This is a genomic window from Cellulomonas sp. NS3 (assembly GCF_024757985.1).
Lineage (GTDB): Bacteria > Actinomycetota > Actinomycetes > Actinomycetales > Cellulomonadaceae > Cellulomonas_A.
On record NZ_CP103289.1, the window covers coordinates 4201536 to 4217557 of the forward strand.

Here is a 16022-nt window from a genome sequence, read left to right on the forward strand (position 1 = left end):
TTAGCCCGACGGCGCGACACCCTTGACATCCGCGTGCTCGACTGGGTGACGTCACACCCGCCTCGAGATGCGCGCCCATCTGACCTGCAATAGCGTCCGGGGCGAAGCACGCCAGACGTGCACCTGACAGTTAGGAAGGGATCCTCATGACCGCCGCAAGCATCATCGGGGCCATTGTCATCGGCGCGATTCTCGGTCTGCTCGGGCGCCTCTTCGCCCCCGGCAAGCAGAACATCTCGCTCGTCGTCACCGTCATCGTCGGCATCATCGCCGCGCTGCTCGGCTCCGCCATCGCGCGGGGGCTCGGCGTCGCCACCACCGACGGGATCGACTTCATCGAGATCCTCATCCAGATCGTCCTCGCAGCGATCGGCGTCATCCTCGCCGCGCGTCTGCTCGGTCGCCGCGCCCACTGACGCGCAGCACCCACCGCACGCCCCGACGCCCACCCGGCGCACGGCCCACGCCGTGACCGGGTGGGCGTCGGCGTTCCCGGCGCGGCCGGAGGGCGCGGCCACTCAGCCGCCGGGCGCCGTGGCCGTCAGCCGGGCGATCTCCTTCTCGATCGCCGCCGCGGCCCCGGGCGAGCCCACCTGCGCGGCTGCGAGACCGAGCACCGCGCGGTACGCCTCGAGCTCGCCGGGCCCGAGGGCGACGCGCGCGGCCGACCCGACGAGCCGCCCCACCGTGACGGGGTCGGGCGCCGGGTGCAGGTTCGCCGGGGACCACAGCTGCCGCAGGGCCTGACAGGTCACCCCGAGACGCGCGGCCGAGGGGCTGGCCGCGAGCCGCTCGACGAGCCGGACGTCGACGTCGGGCACGCCGAGCGCGAGCACGCGAACGAGAGCCCCGTCGATGTCGGGCACCTCGTCCCCGCGGTACGCGGTCTCCTGCGCGGCGACGAGCTCGACGACACCCTCCCGCAGGTCGTCGGCCGGCAGTGCGGCGTACGCGTCGGAGTCGACGTCGAGCAGCGCCTCCGCGGCGCCGGCCGGACCGGCGTTCCCGTCCACCCTGGACCTCCTCTTCCTTCCCACCAGCAGGTCGGCCCCACGAGCCGCTCGCGCGGCGTCCGACCGGCGACCAGAGGCACGGCCGAGGCCGGCCGTTCGCGTCGACCCTCCGGAAGGTACAGCTCGAGTCGTCCTCGAGGCGCCGGACGGGGGGCGGACGTCGCGGTGTCACGCTCCGCCCGCGACGCGCTCCCAGTCCGACCGCAGGATCGCCATGTCGAGGTCGTCGACCCGCTCGCCGTCGAAGACGAACGCCTCGCGTCGGCGCCCCTCGAGGACGAACCCCGCCTTCTCGTAGACGTGCTGCGCGCGCGGGTTGAACGCGAAGACGCTGAGCTCGATCCGGTGCAGGTCGGTCGCCGTGAACGCGTGCCGGAGCAGCAGGCGGAGGGCCTCGGAGCCGAGGCCGCGATCCCGCCCGTCCGGCCCGACGAGCATGCGGAAACCGCACTTCTGGTCCTCGGGCTGCCAGTCGTTCAGGACCACCTCACCGACGCACCGGTCGGTCGCACGGTCGACGAGCGCGAGGTCGAGGCGGTCGGTCTGGTCGGCGCGCGTGCGGTACCAGTCGCGGGTGCGCTCGTCGAGCTCCGGGCTCGCGCCGTGCGCCTCGGCGCTCGTCCGGACGCTGCCGGTGAGCCGCCGGACGTCGGGGTCGGCGAGGACGGGGCCCATCGCGTCGATGTCGGCGGGCGTGAAGGGACGCAGGACGGCGCGTTCGCCCACGAGCGTGGGCTTGGTGGCGAGCGGAGTGGTCATGCGCGGACGGTATCCGGACGGGCCGCGTCGGACCACGGCGTTGTCTCGCGCCCGGACGGCGTCCTGCGCCTCAGCTCCGCGCGACCGCGATCAGCAGCATCGTCACGAGGAACCCGGTCACGAGGTTGAGCCACAGGAACCGGCGCCACCCGCGGTTGGCGCGCTCGCAGTCGTCGTCCCGCACCGACCAGAACGCGGCCGAGTTGACCGCGTACGGCAGCGGCAGCACCGCGGCGAGCCAGCCCGGCCACGGCACCGCGAGCAGCGTCAGCGCAGCGACGACGTACGCGACCGTGGCGGCGACGACGGTCGGGTGCGCGCCGAGCACCGTCGCGACCGAGCCGATGCCCGCCTCGCGGTCGGCCCGCACGTCCTGCACCGCCCCGAACGCGTGCGACGCCATGCCCCAGAGCACGAACGCGACGAGCACGGGCCACACGGTCCGCTCCCCGAGGTCCGCGCCGACGAGCACGAGCGCGTACAGCGCGGGCCCGACGAAGTGCATCGCGGACGTCGCGGAGTCGAGCACCGGCCGCTCCTTGAACCGCAGCCGCGGGGCGGAGTAGGCGACGACGAGGAAGACGACGAGCAGCAGCGTGAGGTTGGCGGCGAGCGAGCCGACGACGAGCAGCCAGACCAGGAACGGCACGACGCTGACGGCGCACGCGACGAGGATCCGGCGGTGCACGACGCGGGCCTGCGAGCGCTCGACGAGCCCGCCCTCGATCCCGCCCTTGCGCGGGTTGCGCAGGTCGGACTCGTAGTCGAACACGTCGTTGATGCCGTACATCAGCAGGTTGTACGGGACGAGGAAGAACAGCGTGCCGACCACGAGCGTCGCGTCGAGGCGGCCACCGGTCCCCATGAGGTACGCGGCGGCGAACGGGTACGCGGTGTTGACCCACGAGAACGGCCGCGAGGCGGCGAGGAGCTGCTTCACGCGTGGGTCGTCCCGTCTGCCGTGCCGTCGTGCGGGGCCTGCCCGTCGCGCCGCGCGCGCCGCCGGCTCAGCACCGTCCACAGCACGGGCATCCCGACGGCGGCGGCGACCGCGTACGCGAAGTCCTCGACGGGCGCGCCCCAGACGTGCAGCCCGAGGATCTTCGCGGGGTCGAACTCGTAGAGCCCGACGTCGATCATGATCGTGTCGAAGACGGCGGTCAGCACGCAGAGCAGCAGGACGGTCGCGAGGACGGCCCGGCCGCGCAGGCGCCGCAGCACGGGTGCGGACACCGCGAGCAGGACGACGAGGACGCCGGCGTTGAGGATCGCGTTGGTCACCGCGCACCCCCCGCGGCACCGGTCGCACCCGGCGCGTCGGGCGTCGGTCCGGTCCGGCCGGTGACGCCGGTGCCCGACGAGGCGCCGGGCGCGCTGCCCGACGAGGGACGCGACGCACCCGGAGCCGCGCCGCGGCGCTCCGCGACCCACCGGTCGAACGCGCGCCACGCGGCGAGCGCCGTGTAGCAGAGCAGCGTGAGGAACCCGACCTCCTCGATCGGCAGCTCGGGTGCCAGCAGGATCCCCGTCATGTGCGGGCTGTCGCCGCGCGCGAAGATGCCGAGCGCCAGCCCGGCGAGGTCCCACGCGAGGAACGCGGCGACGCCGATGCCGACGCAGGCGGCCGAGAGCCGCCAGTCGGACCAGAACGCGAGCCGGTGGGCGCGGTCGAGGAGCGCGATGCCCCCGATCGAGACGAGCAGGGCACCGAGGTAGGCCAGGCCGATCACGCGGGCCGGTCCTCCTCGCGAGCCGGACCCTGCGCGGACCGGGCCGGGCGACGGTCGCCGCCGAGCGAGTCGCGCCACACCCCGCGCGGCCGGGCGGCGTCGAGGAACCCGGGCCGCAGCGGCGTCGGGAGCGGGCGCGACGACGTCTCGCCGAGCAGGCGCTTCACGACGAGCTCGGCGCTGATCAGGCACATGGGCAGCCCGACACCGGGGATCGTCCCGCCGCCGACGTGCAGCAGGTTCGGCACCCGCGCGGACGCGTCGCCGGGCCGGAACATGGCGCTCTGCCGCAGCGTGTGCTCCATGCCGAGCGCGCTGCCGCGCCACGAGGAGAACTCGGTGTGGAAGTCCGCGGGCCCGACGACGCGCCGGGTCACGACGCGCGAGCGCAGGTCCGGCACGCCCGCCCACGCGCCGACCTGGTCGAGGAACCGGTCGGCGTGCGCCTCGAGGGCGGCTCGGGAGGCCGGGCCGTCGTCGCCCGCCGCGCCGAGCCGCTCGTCGGCGGGGAACGGGACGAGCACGAACAGGTTCTCGTGGCCCTCGGGTGCCGCGTCGGGGTCGGTCGCGGTCGTCTTGGAGACGTACAGCGACGCGACCTCGGGGACGCGCAGCGCGTCGGGGTCGGAGCCGCCGCCGGTGCCGGGCCCGAGGATGTCCTCGAAGTTGGTCGGCCAGTCGCGCGTGAAGAACAGCGAGTGGTGCGCGAGCTCGGGCAGCTCGCCGCGAACGCCCGCCATGACGAGCAGCGCCGAGATGCCCGGGCCGCGGTCCTCCCACCACGACGCGGGCAGGCTGCGGTGCGGCTCGTCGAGCAGCGCGGTCTCGGTGTGGTGGCGGTCGGCCGCGGAGACGACGACGTCCGCCTCGACGACCTCGCCGCTCGCGAGCCGGACGCCGCGCGCGACGCCGGTCCGGCGCGGGTGGCGCAGGCTGCGCCCGGCGTCGTCCACATCGATCGCGACGACGTCGGCGCCCGTGCGGATCGTCACGCCCGACGCGCGCGCGACCTTCTCGAGCGCCTCGATGAGCGTGTACATCCCGCCGCGCGGGAACCGCACGCCCTCGCCGAGGTCGAGGTGGCTCATGAGCGAGTACAGCGCGGGGACGCGGTACGGCGAGGAGCCGAGGAACACCGCGTGGTACCCGAGCACCTGGCGCAGCACGGGGTGCGTGACCGTGCGCTCGACGCGCTGCGCGAGGGTCTGCGTGAGCAGCTGCCCGAGCGTCCCGGATCGCTTGACCACGTCGAGCGAGATCGCCCGGTCGGGCCGCTCGAACGTCGTGTAGAGAAAGTGGTCGAGCGCGGTCCGGTACGCGTCGCCGGACTCCTCGACGTAGCGGCGCACCGCCTCGCCCGCGCCCGGCTCCAGCGCGTCGAACGTGCGCCAGTTGGTCTCCGCGTCGTCGACGACGTCCATCGGCTCCGCGCGGCCGCCGTCCTCCGGCTCCGGGAACAGCCGGTATGCCGGGTCGAGCCGCACGAGGTCCACGTGGTCCTCGATGCGCTCGCCGAGCAGCGCGAACAGGTGCTCGAACACCTCGGGCATGAAGTACCAGGACGGGCCGGTGTCGAACCGGAAGCCGTCGATCGTCGTGGTCCCCGTGCGGCCGCCGACCTGGTCGTGGCGCTCCAGGAGGGTGACCTCGGCGCCGCCGCGCGCGAGCAGCGCCGCCGTCGCAAGCCCGCCGATCCCGCCGCCGACGACGACGACACGGCCGCCCGAGGGCAGCTCGCCGGGGCGCCCGGTCCTCACCGGGCCCGTCGCGCCCGTCCCGCCCGTCGCCGACACCCGGTTCACGCCCGGCCCCGTCACACCCGCACCGCTCACCACCGCACCGTCCCGCTCCGCTCGTCGGCCTGCTCGTCCGTGCACCAGCGCCCCGCGCGCTCCGTCATGCGGTCCCGCGGAGCTCGGTCGCGACCGCCTGCGCGACGACCGCGAGCTTGCGCGGGGTCGTGACCCGCACGCGGCGCCCGAGCACCTCCGCGGGCGGGGTGTGCGCGAGCTGGTCGAGGAGCCGCTCGTAGAGCCCGAGGGTCGCGGCGACCGCGCACCGCGCACGCCGCGGGAGGCCGGGCAGCGACTCGCGCGCCCGGCGCACGTCGGCGCCGATCTCGTCGAGGATTCCGTCGAGCTGCGCCTGCGAGAGGCGGCCCGGCTCGACGCCCGGGAAGTAGCTGCGGCCGAGGCCCGCCGAGTCGTCGCCCAGGTCGCGCAGGAAGTTGATCTTCTGGAACGCGGCGCCGAGCGCCTGCGCGCCCGCCTCGGTGTCGGCGTCCGCCCGGCGCACCGGGTCCCCGGGACGGCGCTCCGCGTTGAGGAACACGGCCAGGCACATGAGCCCGACGACCTCCGCGGAGCCGTGCACGTACCGTTCGTAGCTCGCCCGGTCGTGCACGTGCACGCTCAGGTCCGTGCGCATCGACTCGAAGAACGGGTCGAGCTCGCGCGCGCCGATCCCGGTGCGGCGTGCCGTCCGGGCGAACGCGTGGACGACGAGGTTCGTCGAGTACCCGGTGACGAGCGCCCGCGCCGTCTGCGCCTCGAGCTCGTCGAGGAGCTCGCCCGCGTCGGGTCCGCGGTGCGTGTCGACGATCTCGTCGGCGATCCGCACGAGCGCGTAGACCGCCTCGATGTCCTTGCGCGCACGCTCGCCGAGCAGCCGCGCGCCGAGCCCGAACGACGTCGAGTAGCCCGCGAGCACCGCCCGGCTCGCCCGCTGCGCGGTCGCGTCGTACAGGCGGTGGGCGCGCTCGTCGGCGGTGGGTGCTGCGTGCTGCATCACTTCCCCCGCTCGGCCAGCTCGTCGACGATGCCCCCAAGGTAACCGGCGAGCACCGGCGGCAGGTGCCGGGTGGCGGTCTCGCGCGCGGACCGCGCCGCCCCGGACGCGAGCGCGAGCACGTGCGACCGTGCGCCGCAGCCGACCATGACGTCCCGGACGAGCGCGGCGCCCGCGTCGTCGAGCTCCGGGTCACCGACGTGGCGGTCGAGGACCGCGCGTCCGGCGTCGTCCGCGAGCAGGTAGGCGTAGCGCAGCAGCTCGGTGCGGGTCCCGGCGCGCAGGTCCGAGTGCACCGACTTGCCGGTCACCGCCGGGTCGCCGAACACCCCGAGGTCGTCGTCCGCGAGCTGGAACGCGATGCCGAGCGCCGTGCCGACCCGGTCGAGGGTCGCGTGCGTCACGGCGGGGGCGTGCGCGAGCAGCGCACCGGCCTGGAGCGGCGCGCAGCACGTGTAGGCGGCGGTCTTGAGCTCCGCGACGAGCAGCGGGTCGACGTCCGACGGTGCGAGCAGCTCGCCGCCGACGTCGAGCAGCTCGCCCGCGACCGTCGTGGCGAGCGTCGTGGCGAGCAGCCGCATGACCTGGACCCGCACCTCGGGGCCCACGGGAGCGGTCGCGACGAGGTCGAAGGCGCCCGACAGCGCGAGGTCGCCGCCGAGCAGCGCGGACCCGAGCACCTGGTGGTCGGCGGCGCGGCCGACGACCCCGCGGTCCCGCAGGCGCGCGCGGTACGTGCCGGCGACGTTGGGCACGCCGCGGCGGACCTCGTCACCGTCGAGCACGTCGTCGTGCACGAGCATCGCGGTGTGCAGCAGCTCCTGCGCGGCCGCCACCGGCGCGACGGCGTCGAGGTCGGTGCCCCCGAGCCCGAGGTACGCGGCGACGGTCAGCCGCGGGCGCAGCAGCTTGCCGCCGACCTGCGAGGCGACGGTCTCCCACAGCACGAGGTACTCGTGCGCGACGTGCCCGGCCTGGTCGCGACGGTCCGTGAGGTAGCGGCGCAGCGCCTCGCGGGTCGCGGCGAGGCCGAGGTCGACCTGGGCGCGCATCGTGGCGTCGTCGGCGGGCGCGGTGACGACCCGGAGGTGCGGCTGCGTGCGGTCGTCGTCGCGCTCCGGGCTCGGGGCTGCCCCTGCCGGTGGGTGCACGTCACGGAACGACTCGCGCGCGTGCACGTGCGAGTCGATGCCGGTCTCGCCCACGCGAGCCCCCTCTCTCGGGAAGTTGCTCAGCATACTGAGCATCTTCGGGCGCGCCACCGGAGCGGGCCGCGGCCGGTGCGCGTGCCCCGCGGCGGCTCGGTAGGGTCAGCAGCATGACCTGGCTCGTGACCGGCGGCGCCGGCTACATCGGTTCGCACGTCGTCCGCGCCTTCCGTGAGGCGGGCCTCGCGGCCGTCGTCCTGGACGACCTGTCGAGCGGCCACGCCGAGTTCGTGCCCGACGACGTGCCCCTCGTGCTCGGCTCGATCCTCGACACCGACCTCGTCGCCGACGCGCTCGCCGTGCACGGCGTGGTCGGCGTGGTGCACCTCGCCGGCTTCAAGTACGCGGGCATCTCGGTCGAGCGGCCGCTGCACACGTACGCGCAGAACGTCACCGGCACAGCCCACCTCCTGTCCGCGATGGCGTCGCAGGGCGTCGAGAAGATCGTCTTCTCCTCGAGCGCCGCCGTCTACGGCACGCCGGACACCGACCTCGTCACGGAGGCCACGCCGACCTCCCCCGAGTCGCCCTACGGCGAGTCGAAGCTCATCGGCGAGTGGCTGCTGCGCGACCAGGGCCGCGCGACCGGGCTGCAGCACACGTCGCTGCGCTACTTCAACGTCGTCGGCTCCGCGACGCCCGACCTCTACGACACGAGCCCCCACAACCTCTTCCCGCTCGTGCTCGACGCGCTCGTCGCCGGCCGGACCCCGCGCATCAACGGGACGGACTACCCGACGCCCGACGGCACGTGCGTGCGCGACTACATCCACGTCGCCGACCTCGCGACGTCCCACGTCGCCGCCGCGCAGGCCCTCGCGGAGGGCCGCGAGCTCGAGCGCGTCTACAACCTCGGGAGCGGCGACGGGGTGTCCGTCGCGCAGATCATGACCGCGATGGCCGACGTCACCGGCATCGCGTTCGAGCCCGAGCGTGCGGCGCGCCGCCCGGGTGACCCGGCGCGCATCGTCGCCTCGGGCGAGCTGGCGGCGCGCGACCTGGACTGGCGCATGCGCCACTCGCTGACCGACATGGTCGCGAGCGCGTGGGAGGCCCGCCAGGCGCACTGACGGCCCCCGCACGCCGGCCTCAGCGCGCGACGACCGGGACCCGGCGCAGCTCCGGGAGCCGCGCCGCCGCCTGCTCGAGCACGGCCTCCGACCCGGCGTAGACACCCTCGGCGCGCGGCCAGTGCAGCACGAGGTCCGTGTACCCGAAGGCCGCGGCCCGCTCGACCCCCTCGACGAGCACCTCGACCGAGTCGAGCGCGAGCACGGGCGCCCCGTCGATGCTCAGGTACCGGCGGAGCGGTGCGCGTCCGGTTGCGTCAGCGTGCGCCGGCGGGGTCGACGCGAGCACGCCGTCGAAGACGTCCGTCAGCGCCGCGAGCCCCTCCCACCAGCGCTCCTGCGCCTGCGCCGGCGTCGTGCCGTCGAGCTCGCCCGGCTCGAACGTCGGCCCGAAGGTCGCCCAGCCCTGCCCGTGCCGCGCGGCGACGGCCATGGCGCGCGGGCCGTTGGCCGCGACGACGAACGGCGTGCGGGGGCGCGCGAGCGTCCCGGGGATCATCCGGGCCGCGTCGGCGACGTAGAACTCCCCGGAGTGGTGGCTCACGGGGTGCGTCAGCAGCTGGTCGAGCACCTCGACGAACTCGGTGAACCGTCGCGTGCGCTCGGGCCGCGTCGGGGGCGGACCCAGCACCGACGCGTCGAACCCCTCCCCGCCCGCACCGAGCCCGAGCACGAACCGCCCGCCGCTGACGTCGTCGAGCCCCATCACGTCCTTGGCGAACGGCACGGGGTGGCGGAAGTTGGGCGACGCGACCCAGGTCCCGAGCTCGATGCGCTCGGTGACCGCGGCCGCCGCCGCGAGCAGCGGGACGGTCGCGAACCACGGCTCGTCCACGAGCGAGCGCCACGCGAGGTGGTCGTACGTCCACGCGTGGTCGAACCCGTACTCCTCGGCGCGCTGCCACCGCGCGCGCTGCTCGGCCCAGCGCTCCTGCGGGAGCAGCACGATCCCGATCCGCATGCCCCCGGGAGAGCCCGCCCCGGTCCCGTCCTCGCTCAGCGCGTCCATGCCGGTCAGGCTACCCACGGCCCCCGACGCGCACGGCCGACGCCGGAACCGTCGGCGTGGCCGGCGACCGGCCGCACCGGGTTCGCCGCGGGTCGACGTCCGCGGCTCGATGTCTGCGGCTCGGGCATCCGCGGGTCGGCCCGGGCGTCCGCGGGTCGGCCCGGTGCGCGTCGGTCCGGTGGTCCGGTGTACGCCGGACCGGCGCTCGGGCCGCCTCAGCCCCAGCCGAGCCGGTGCAGGGTCTCGTCGTCGATGCCGAAGTGGTGGGCGATCTCGTGGACGACCGTGACGGCGACCTCCTCGACGACCTCGTCGCGGTCCTCGCACAGCGCGAGGGTGGGGTTGCGGAAGATCGTGATGCGGTCCGGCAGCGCGCCCGTCGCCCAGAACTCGCCGCGCTCGGTGAGCGGGGTCCCGTCGTAGAGGCCGAGCAGGTCCGGGTCGTCCTCCGGCGGGTCGTCCTCGACGAGCACCACGACGTTGTCCATCTGCGCCGCGAGCTCCTCGGGGATCTCGTCGAGGGCGTCGCGGACGGCGTCCTCGAACTCCTCGAGCGACATCTCCACCATGGGACCATCCTCTCCCGACCCGGCGAGCCGGCCCCGCCGGGTCGGGCGGCGGACGGCCCCGACGGCTCGCCCACGACGTAACCCCAGGTCAGCGGCCTGCGGGGCGGGGCGACGGGATCGACTTTGGAGTTCCGCTCCGGAACCCGTATGCTCAATCCCGGTCTAGAGACGCCTCGACGTCCGGGGCGAGTCGCCCCCATCGTCTAGCGGCCCAGGACCCCGCCCTTTCACGGCGGTAGCACGGGTTCGAATCCCGTTGGGGGTACGAGCAGTTCAGCATGAAGGTCTTGTCTCACCACGAGGCCCCGTAGCGCAGTTGGTTAGCGCGCCGCCCTGTCACGGCGGAGGTCGCGGGTTCAAGTCCCGTCGGGGTCGCTCGATCAACGCCCGGTCATCTGGCCGGGCGTTGTCGGTTCGGCCACTTAGCTCAGTTGGTAGAGCGTTCGACTGAAAATCGAAAGGTCGGCAGTTCGACCCTGCCAGTGGCCACAGCACGAGCCCCGCCCGGATCCCCGGCGCGGGGCTTCGTCGTTCCGGAGCCGGTCCTGCGCGCCGACACCCCCGGGCCGCACCGCTCGGCACGGGTCGGCACCGGCCGCAGCATTGGCGCACGCCAGCCGGCCGGGTGAGCCTGGGGGTGCACCGCCCGCGAACCCGGAGGACCCATGAGCCCGACCCCCGAGCAGGTCACCGACGCGATCACGTACCACGGCGAGGGCCCGGTGTGGGCGCCCCAGTGGGGCGGGCTGCGCTGGGTCGACATGCTCGCGGGCGACGTCCTCACGCTCCGCGACGACGGCGCCGTCGACCGCCTGCACGTCGGCGCCGTGGCGGCGTTCGTCCGGCCGCGGACCCGCGGCGGGTACGTCGTCGGGCTCGAGCGCGGGATCGGTCTCGCGGACGGGCCCGACGAGGTCCCGACGCCGCTCGAGCCGCTGTGGACCGACCCGGGCGTCCGGATGAACGAGGGCGGCTGCGACCCCGCGGGCAACCTCTACGCGGGCTCGATGGGCTACGACAAGACCGAGGGCGCGGCGACGCTGTACCGCATCGCCCCGGACGGCACCGCACGCACCGTGCTGCCGCGCGTGACGGTCTCCAACGGCCTCGACTTCTCCCCCGACGGCACGCGCGCCTACTACGACGACACCGCGACGGGCCGCACGGACGTCTTCGACGTGGTCGACGGCGAGCTGACCGGCCGGCGCCCGTTCCACGTGCCCGACGACGGCCACCCCGACGGTCTGACGGTCGACTCCGCAGGGAACGTCTGGGTCGCGCTCAACGGCGCGGGCCGCGTGCGGTGCGTGTCCCCGGCCGGGGAGGTCCTCACGGAGGTCCGCCTGCCGGTGCGGCTCACCACCGCGTGCACGCTCGGCGGACCGGACCTGCGCGACCTGTACGTCACGACGTCGCGCGAGAACCTCGACGACCCCGAGCCCGAGGCGGGCGCGCTGTTCCGGGTCCGGGTCGACGTGCCCGGCCGCCCGGTGCTGCCCTTCGGCGGCTGACCGCCCGCCGCGCTCGTCGGGCGTCGACGCGCCGCCGCGACACGCCCACCAGCGCAGACGCACCGCCCGACCGGGCAGGTTGACGCGCACAACACCGCAGGTGAGGCCACACTGGGGGTCCTGAGGTCTGCACGGACCGCCGGACGGAGGGTGAAGAAGATGGTGACCGCGTCACACGGGACGGTTCCGCCGACCGACCAGCAGTCGATCGGGCAGCTGATCGGCCGGCTCAGCGAGCAGAGCTCGAAGCTCGTGCGTGCCGAGATCGAGCTGGCGAAGGCCGAGGTCACGAGCCGCGCGAAGGAGGCCGGCATCGGGATCGGGCTGCTCGCGGGTGCGGCGTTCTTCGGCTTCTTCACGTTCGCGGTGCTGCTCGCGACGGCGATCATCGCGCTCAACGGTCAGATGGCCCTGTGGCTCGCCGCGCTGCTCGTGGGCGTCGTGCTGCTGATCATCACGGCCGTGCTCGCGCTGCTCGGGGTCAAGCGCCTCCAGGCCGGTGCCCCGCCGACCCCCGAGCGAGCCGTGGAGAACGTGAAGCTCGACGTCGACGCCGTCAAGGAAGGCCTGCACTGATGACCACCGACCCGAAGCTCTCCGAGATCGAGGCCCAGCTGGCCGCGACCCGCGCCGAGCTCGCCGCGACGGTCGACGAGCTCTCGACGCGCCTCGACCCCCGCACCCAGGCGAACAACGCCGTCGACGCCGGCAAGCGCCTGTGGCGCGACGCGCTCGGCACCGATCCGACGGCCGACCCGACCAACCGGAACAAGGCCCGGGCGATCGTCGGCGGCGCAGCCGCGGTGCTCGCGCTGATCGTCACGGGCGCGATCCGCAAGTAGCCCCTCCCGGCCGTCGGGCCGCGCGACCCCCGCGCGCCCGGCGGCCGAGGCGCGTCCGGGGGCGAGCGCAGCGACCTGTCCACGGACGTCTCGTACCGACCGCGCTCGGCCGCGCGGACGCTCGCCCGGCCGACGTGGACGCCGCTCGAGCCGACGACCCGGCTCGCTCAGGCGGAGGCTCGCTCAGGCCGACGCCCGCTCAGGCCGACGCCGACGTCGTCGCTCGCCGGCACAGACCCTGCTCAGGCCGACGCGGACGCCGACTCGAGCGTCGCGCCCCGCGCGGCCTCCTCGTGCGCGAGCAGCGCGCGCTTGGGACCGGGCCCGAAGTAGTACCCGCCGATCTGGCCGCTCGACCTCACGATGCGGTGGCACGGCACGAACGGCGCGACGAGGTTGCGCGCGCACGCGCCGCCCGCCGCCCGGACCGCCGCCGGCCGCCCCGCCGCCGCGGCGAGGGCCGTGTAGCTGACCGTCGCCCCCGGCGGGACCGCTCGCATCGCGCGCCACAGCTCCTGCTGGAACGGTCCCCCGGGCTGCGCGACGGGCACCGTGTCGAGCGCACCGACGTGCCCGTCGGCGTACGCGCGGACCGCGTCGACGACCGCGGCGGGGCCGGGACCGACGGCCTCGAGGGCGTCCGGGTCGAGGCGCTGCACGCCGTCGGCGCGCACCTCCGCAGAGAGCCGCTCGACGGTCTCGTCGAAGGGCCCGAAGCCGGAGACGCGGACGACCCCGTCGGGGTCGAGCACCACGGTGAGGGCGCCGGCCGGGGTGTCGAGGATGGTCGCGAGCAACGTCGTCATGCGTCCATCATCGCGCCACGCGGCGAACCCTTCTGGCGGTTTTCGGACGCCGCGGCTCGGCGGCGGCCAGCTCCGCACGGTGCGACCACGCGGACCACAGGTGCTGCGCTGCGTAGCCCCGCCACGGGCTCCACGCGGCCGCCCGGGCCGTCGCCGTGCGGACGTCCACAGGCTCGCCCGCCCCGCCCGGGAGCTCGGCCAGGGCACGCCGCAGGATCAGGTCGCCCGCGGGGAAGACGTCGGGGTCGCCGAGGGCCCTCAGCGCCACGTAGTCCGCGGTCCACGGCCCCACCCCGGGCAGCGCAAGCAGCTCGGCGCGGACGTGCTCACGGTCGACGCCGGGGTCGAGCCGGAGCCCGTCCGCGACCGCACGCGCGACGACGCCGATGGTCGACGCCCGGCCCTCGTTGAGCCCGAGCGCACGCAGGGCGGGCGTCCCGACCTCCGCGAGCGTCGATGCCGACGGGAAGAGGCTCAGGCCGTCCGCGCCCGGCTCGCCGTACGCCGCGACGAGCCGCCCGGCGATCGTGCGCGCCGCTGCCGTCGAGACCTGCTGCCCGAGGACCGCGCGCACCGCGAGCTCGAACGGGTCGGTCGTGCCGGGCACGCGCAGGCCGGGACGCGCGGCCAGCAGCGGCACCAGGAGCGGGTCGTCGCCGAGCGCTGCGGCGACGAGCGCGGGGTCGGCGTCGAGGTCGAGCCACCGCCGCAGCCGCGTCACCGTCGGCGCGAGGTCGGCGAGCGACGTGAGCTCCAGGTGGGCGTGGACCGCGCTGCCGTCGGCCGCGAGCACCACGGTCACGTGCACGGGACCCTCGACACCCCGCAGCAGCCGCGTGACCGACATCGCGGCGGCGGCAGGCTCGGCACCCGCGCCGGCCGCCGCCGCGGGGGCACCCGCCGCCCGCTCGAGCCCGGGCACCGCCCGGTGGGCGACGTGGCGGAACCACGAGTCGGCGTCGAAGGGCGGCGTGAACCGCAACCGCAGGCTGAGCCGGGCACCGCTCACGGGCAGCCGGTCCGTCGTCCCCGCGGCGCCCGGCGCGAGCGCTCCGCCCCGTCGGGCGCGCCGGAGCTCGCTCGGCGGTGCGCCGAAGTGCTCGCGGACCACGTCGTTGAACTGGCGCACGCTCGCGAAGCCCGCACCGAACGCGACGTCGGCCATCGACAGGTCGGTCTGGTCCAGCAGCATCCGGGCGAGCTGCGCGCGGCGGGTGCGGGCGAGCTGGAGCGGCGACGCGCCGACCTCGGCCACGAGCACCCGGTGCAGGTGGCGCACGCTGACGTGGAGGCGCGCGGCGAGCCCGTCGACCCCGACGTCGTCGACGGCGCCGTCGGCGATGGCGCGGACCGCGCGGGCCGCGAGGTCACCGCGCACGTCCCAGTCGCGCGAGCCGGGCAGGGCGTCGGGGCGACAGCGTCGGCACGCCCGGAAGCCGGCGGCGACAGCGGCGGCCGCGGCCGGGTAGAAGCGGCAGTTCTCCGGCCGCGGTGTGCGCGCCGGGCACGACGGTCGGCAGTACACCCCGGTCGACACCACGCCGACGTAGAGGCGTCCGTCGAAACGTGGATCACGGCCGCTGATCGCCCGGTACGCGGCGCCGGGGTCGAGCCAGGGCGCGACCGGCGCCTCCACGGCATCGTCGCCGGGGGGGCCGGTCGGTCGGGTGGGGCTGGTCGCGGTGAGGGCCACGTGTCGAGTGTCTCGCGAGACACCGACGGCTCACGCGCGGGAATCGGACAGGACAGCGTCGCGCGTCGGGACAGGACGCGGCGCGCCCGGAGGTGCGACGTGTGCGCGTCGGGCTCAGGCGGTCGTCGCGCGCTGGCGCGGGATCCCGTCCAGGAGCTCGCGGACCTCGGCCTCGCGGTACCGACGGTGGCCGCCCAGCGTGCGGATCGACGTGAGCTTGCCGGCCTTGGCCCAGCGGGTGACCGTCTTCGGGTCGACGCGGAACAGGCTCGCCACCTCGGATGGTGTGAGCAGCGCCTCGGACTCAGCGGGGTGTGCGGACATGGACTGCCTCCAGCTCGTGCACCGCCGATGCAGCAGCCCCGACCAACGGCGCCCCCACCCCGACCGTGCTGGTGTACGAATACTGCTTACCGGCACGCACACGACACCTGGGGCAGCCCCCCACGCGCCGCTGCGCCTAGCATGACGTACCCGTCCCAAAGCCGCATTTCGTAGCACGAGTTGGTCACACGGGCCACTCGCGGCGTACTCTGGAACGGTTCTGCAACGATACACATCGGGGCGATCCCGACCAAACGGTAGCTTTGAGTTCGTCGGCCCGCTGTGACGTGATCGCCCGGGTGAGAGCTCACCGCGAGTGGTCGGAATACCGGCGGAGCATGTACCGTTGCCCCACGAAGAGACGATTCAGCACCCCGGGGCCGCACGTGTCAGCACGTAGCCGCCCCGCATCCACGTAAGAGGGGGTCGATGCCATGGGGCGCGGCCGTCAGAAGGCTAAGCAGACGAAGGTCGCTCGGGAGCTGAAGTACTTCAGCCCGGAGACGAACTACCGAGCTCTCGAGCAGGAGCTCACGTCGCACGGCCGCAACGATGTCGTGACCGACAGCCGCCGCGCTGTGGACACCGACGACGACCCGGACGGGGACGACCTCCCCTCCTGGCTCACCGAGCGCTGAAGCACCCGCCGAGGCCGACCGCGAGCGATCGCGGTCGCTCGGCCGTGCCCCTCGCCCGCCGGC

Annotated in this window: 19 protein-coding genes and 3 tRNA genes; 9 read left to right on the forward strand and 13 right to left on the reverse strand. The window is 74.9% G+C overall.

All coding sequences use genetic code 11. The features are described from left to right. Positions 1-146 precede the first annotated feature (146 nt). Positions 147-416 carry a GlsB/YeaQ/YmgE family stress response membrane protein gene (locus NXY84_RS19010; protein WP_258724597.1) on the forward strand — a complete coding sequence of 90 codons (270 nt, stop codon included), beginning with the start codon at positions 147-149 and terminating at the stop codon, positions 414-416. 102 nt (positions 417-518) lie between these two features. Here the strand turns inward: NXY84_RS19010 and NXY84_RS19015 are convergent, their stop codons facing one another. The 8 genes from NXY84_RS19015 to NXY84_RS19050 all read right to left on the reverse strand — a co-directional run bounded on the left by NXY84_RS19015 (position 519) and on the right by NXY84_RS19050 (position 7494). Beyond that, positions 519-1013 (reverse strand): hypothetical protein, encoded by a 495-nt coding sequence (locus NXY84_RS19015; protein ID WP_258724598.1) that lies wholly within the window; start codon positions 1011-1013, stop codon positions 519-521. A gap of 168 nt (positions 1014-1181) precedes the next feature. Continuing rightward, on the reverse strand, positions 1182-1772 hold the full coding sequence (locus tag NXY84_RS19020) for a GNAT family N-acetyltransferase (protein ID WP_258724599.1): 591 nt from the start codon (positions 1770-1772) through the stop codon (positions 1182-1184). Between the two features lie 70 nt (positions 1773-1842). Further along, the gene (locus tag NXY84_RS19025; protein WP_258724600.1) at positions 1843-2712 is read right to left on the reverse strand and encodes a prenyltransferase; all 870 of its coding nucleotides are present in this window, start codon (positions 2710-2712) and stop codon (positions 1843-1845) included. Then, a complete protein-coding gene (locus NXY84_RS19030; protein WP_258724601.1) occupies positions 2709-3053 on the reverse strand; it encodes a lycopene cyclase domain-containing protein in 345 nt (114 codons plus the stop codon). Before NXY84_RS19030 ends, NXY84_RS19025 begins: the two co-directional genes overlap by 4 nt. Then, positions 3050-3502 (reverse strand): lycopene cyclase domain-containing protein, encoded by a 453-nt coding sequence (locus NXY84_RS19035; protein ID WP_258724602.1) that lies wholly within the window; start codon positions 3500-3502, stop codon positions 3050-3052. The genes NXY84_RS19030 and NXY84_RS19035 overlap by 4 nt, the downstream gene beginning before the upstream one ends. Then, a complete protein-coding gene (gene crtI / locus NXY84_RS19040) occupies positions 3499-5259 on the reverse strand; it encodes a phytoene desaturase family protein (RefSeq protein WP_396126404.1) in 1761 nt (586 codons plus the stop codon). The genes NXY84_RS19035 and crtI overlap by 4 nt, the downstream gene beginning before the upstream one ends. A 139-nt stretch (positions 5260-5398) precedes the next feature. Then, positions 5399-6289, reverse strand: coding sequence for a phytoene/squalene synthase family protein (locus NXY84_RS19045; protein ID WP_258724603.1), 891 nt, complete (start codon positions 6287-6289; stop codon positions 5399-5401). After that, a complete protein-coding gene (locus NXY84_RS19050) occupies positions 6289-7494 on the reverse strand; it encodes a polyprenyl synthetase family protein (RefSeq protein WP_258724604.1) in 1206 nt (401 codons plus the stop codon). The genes NXY84_RS19045 and NXY84_RS19050 overlap by 1 nt, the downstream gene beginning before the upstream one ends. 113 nt (positions 7495-7607) lie before the next feature. On the opposite strand from NXY84_RS19050, the gene galE reads away from it, so the two are divergent. Continuing rightward, on the forward strand, positions 7608-8567 hold the full coding sequence (gene galE / locus NXY84_RS19055; RefSeq protein WP_258724605.1) for a UDP-glucose 4-epimerase GalE: 960 nt from the start codon (positions 7608-7610) through the stop codon (positions 8565-8567). 19 nt (positions 8568-8586) lie between these two features. Here the strand turns inward: galE and NXY84_RS19060 are convergent, their stop codons facing one another. Next, entirely contained in the window at positions 8587-9576 is a 990-nt protein-coding gene (locus tag NXY84_RS19060; RefSeq protein ID WP_258724606.1) for an LLM class flavin-dependent oxidoreductase, read from the reverse strand. 215 nt (positions 9577-9791) lie between these two features. Next, on the reverse strand, positions 9792-10145 hold the full coding sequence (locus NXY84_RS19065; protein ID WP_258724607.1) for a metallopeptidase family protein: 354 nt from the start codon (positions 10143-10145) through the stop codon (positions 9792-9794). Positions 10146-10337: 192 nt separating this feature from the next. Here NXY84_RS19065 and NXY84_RS19070 point away from each other — a divergent pair. From NXY84_RS19070 to NXY84_RS19095, 6 genes are all read left to right on the forward strand, one after another. Then, positions 10338-10410, forward strand: a tRNA-Glu gene (locus NXY84_RS19070). Between the two features lie 36 nt (positions 10411-10446). Then, positions 10447-10520: transfer RNA gene (locus NXY84_RS19075), tRNA-Asp, on the forward strand. Positions 10521-10561: 41 nt separating this feature from the next. Beyond that, a tRNA-Phe gene (locus tag NXY84_RS19080) sits at positions 10562-10634 on the forward strand. Between the two features lie 176 nt (positions 10635-10810). After that, the gene (locus NXY84_RS19085; RefSeq protein ID WP_258724608.1) at positions 10811-11656 is read left to right on the forward strand and encodes an SMP-30/gluconolactonase/LRE family protein; all 846 of its coding nucleotides are present in this window, start codon (positions 10811-10813) and stop codon (positions 11654-11656) included. Between the two features lie 159 nt (positions 11657-11815). Next, positions 11816-12232, forward strand: a complete 417-nt coding sequence (locus tag NXY84_RS19090; protein ID WP_258724609.1) for a phage holin family protein — start codon at positions 11816-11818, stop codon at positions 12230-12232. Then, the gene (locus tag NXY84_RS19095; protein WP_258724610.1) at positions 12232-12498 is read left to right on the forward strand and encodes a DUF3618 domain-containing protein; all 267 of its coding nucleotides are present in this window, start codon (positions 12232-12234) and stop codon (positions 12496-12498) included. The genes NXY84_RS19090 and NXY84_RS19095 overlap by 1 nt, the downstream gene beginning before the upstream one ends. A 242-nt stretch (positions 12499-12740) precedes the next feature. Here the strand turns inward: NXY84_RS19095 and NXY84_RS19100 are convergent, their stop codons facing one another. The 3 genes from NXY84_RS19100 to NXY84_RS19110 form a co-directional block, all read right to left on the reverse strand. Continuing rightward, positions 12741-13304: a methylated-DNA--[protein]-cysteine S-methyltransferase gene (locus tag NXY84_RS19100; RefSeq protein WP_258724611.1), complete on the reverse strand. Its 564-nt coding sequence runs from the start codon at positions 13302-13304 to the stop codon at positions 12741-12743. A gap of 7 nt (positions 13305-13311) precedes the next feature. Continuing rightward, positions 13312-14997 carry a DNA-3-methyladenine glycosylase 2 family protein gene (locus tag NXY84_RS19105; protein WP_258724612.1) on the reverse strand — a complete coding sequence of 562 codons (1686 nt, stop codon included), beginning with the start codon at positions 14995-14997 and terminating at the stop codon, positions 13312-13314. A 114-nt stretch (positions 14998-15111) separates the two neighbouring features. Beyond that, positions 15112-15321, reverse strand: coding sequence for a BldC family transcriptional regulator (locus NXY84_RS19110; protein ID WP_034626666.1), 210 nt, complete (start codon positions 15319-15321; stop codon positions 15112-15114). Between the two features lie 434 nt (positions 15322-15755). Between NXY84_RS19110 and NXY84_RS19115 the strand changes: the two genes are divergently transcribed. Next, positions 15756-15959, forward strand: coding sequence for a DUF3073 domain-containing protein (locus NXY84_RS19115; RefSeq protein ID WP_034626664.1), 204 nt, complete (start codon positions 15756-15758; stop codon positions 15957-15959). Positions 15960-16022: the final 63 nt, after the last annotated feature.

Bases quoted from the DNA above. Each gene is read 5' to 3' on its own strand.
- NXY84_RS19085 (WP_258724608.1), top strand. From the start codon at position 10,811: ATGAGCCCGACCCCCGAGCAGGTCACCGACGCGATCACGTACCACGGC.
- NXY84_RS19020 (WP_258724599.1), bottom strand. From the start codon at position 1,772: ATGACCACTCCGCTCGCCACCAAGCCCACGCTCGTGGGCGAACGCGCC.
- NXY84_RS19095 (WP_258724610.1), top strand. From the start codon at position 12,232: ATGACCACCGACCCGAAGCTCTCCGAGATCGAGGCCCAGCTGGCCGCG.
- NXY84_RS19110 (WP_034626666.1), bottom strand. From the start codon at position 15,321: ATGTCCGCACACCCCGCTGAGTCCGAGGCGCTGCTCACACCATCCGAG.
- NXY84_RS19090 (WP_258724609.1), top strand. From the start codon at position 11,816: ATGGTGACCGCGTCACACGGGACGGTTCCGCCGACCGACCAGCAGTCG.
- NXY84_RS19010 (WP_258724597.1), top strand. From the start codon at position 147: ATGACCGCCGCAAGCATCATCGGGGCCATTGTCATCGGCGCGATTCTC.
- galE (WP_258724605.1), top strand. From the start codon at position 7,608: ATGACCTGGCTCGTGACCGGCGGCGCCGGCTACATCGGTTCGCACGTC.
- NXY84_RS19060 (WP_258724606.1), bottom strand. From the start codon at position 9,576: ATGGACGCGCTGAGCGAGGACGGGACCGGGGCGGGCTCTCCCGGGGGC.
- NXY84_RS19115 (WP_034626664.1), top strand. From the start codon at position 15,756: ATGGGGCGCGGCCGTCAGAAGGCTAAGCAGACGAAGGTCGCTCGGGAG.
- NXY84_RS19100 (WP_258724611.1), bottom strand. From the start codon at position 13,304: ATGACGACGTTGCTCGCGACCATCCTCGACACCCCGGCCGGCGCCCTC.
- NXY84_RS19045 (WP_258724603.1), bottom strand. From the start codon at position 6,289: ATGCAGCACGCAGCACCCACCGCCGACGAGCGCGCCCACCGCCTGTAC.
- NXY84_RS19065 (WP_258724607.1), bottom strand. From the start codon at position 10,145: ATGGTGGAGATGTCGCTCGAGGAGTTCGAGGACGCCGTCCGCGACGCC.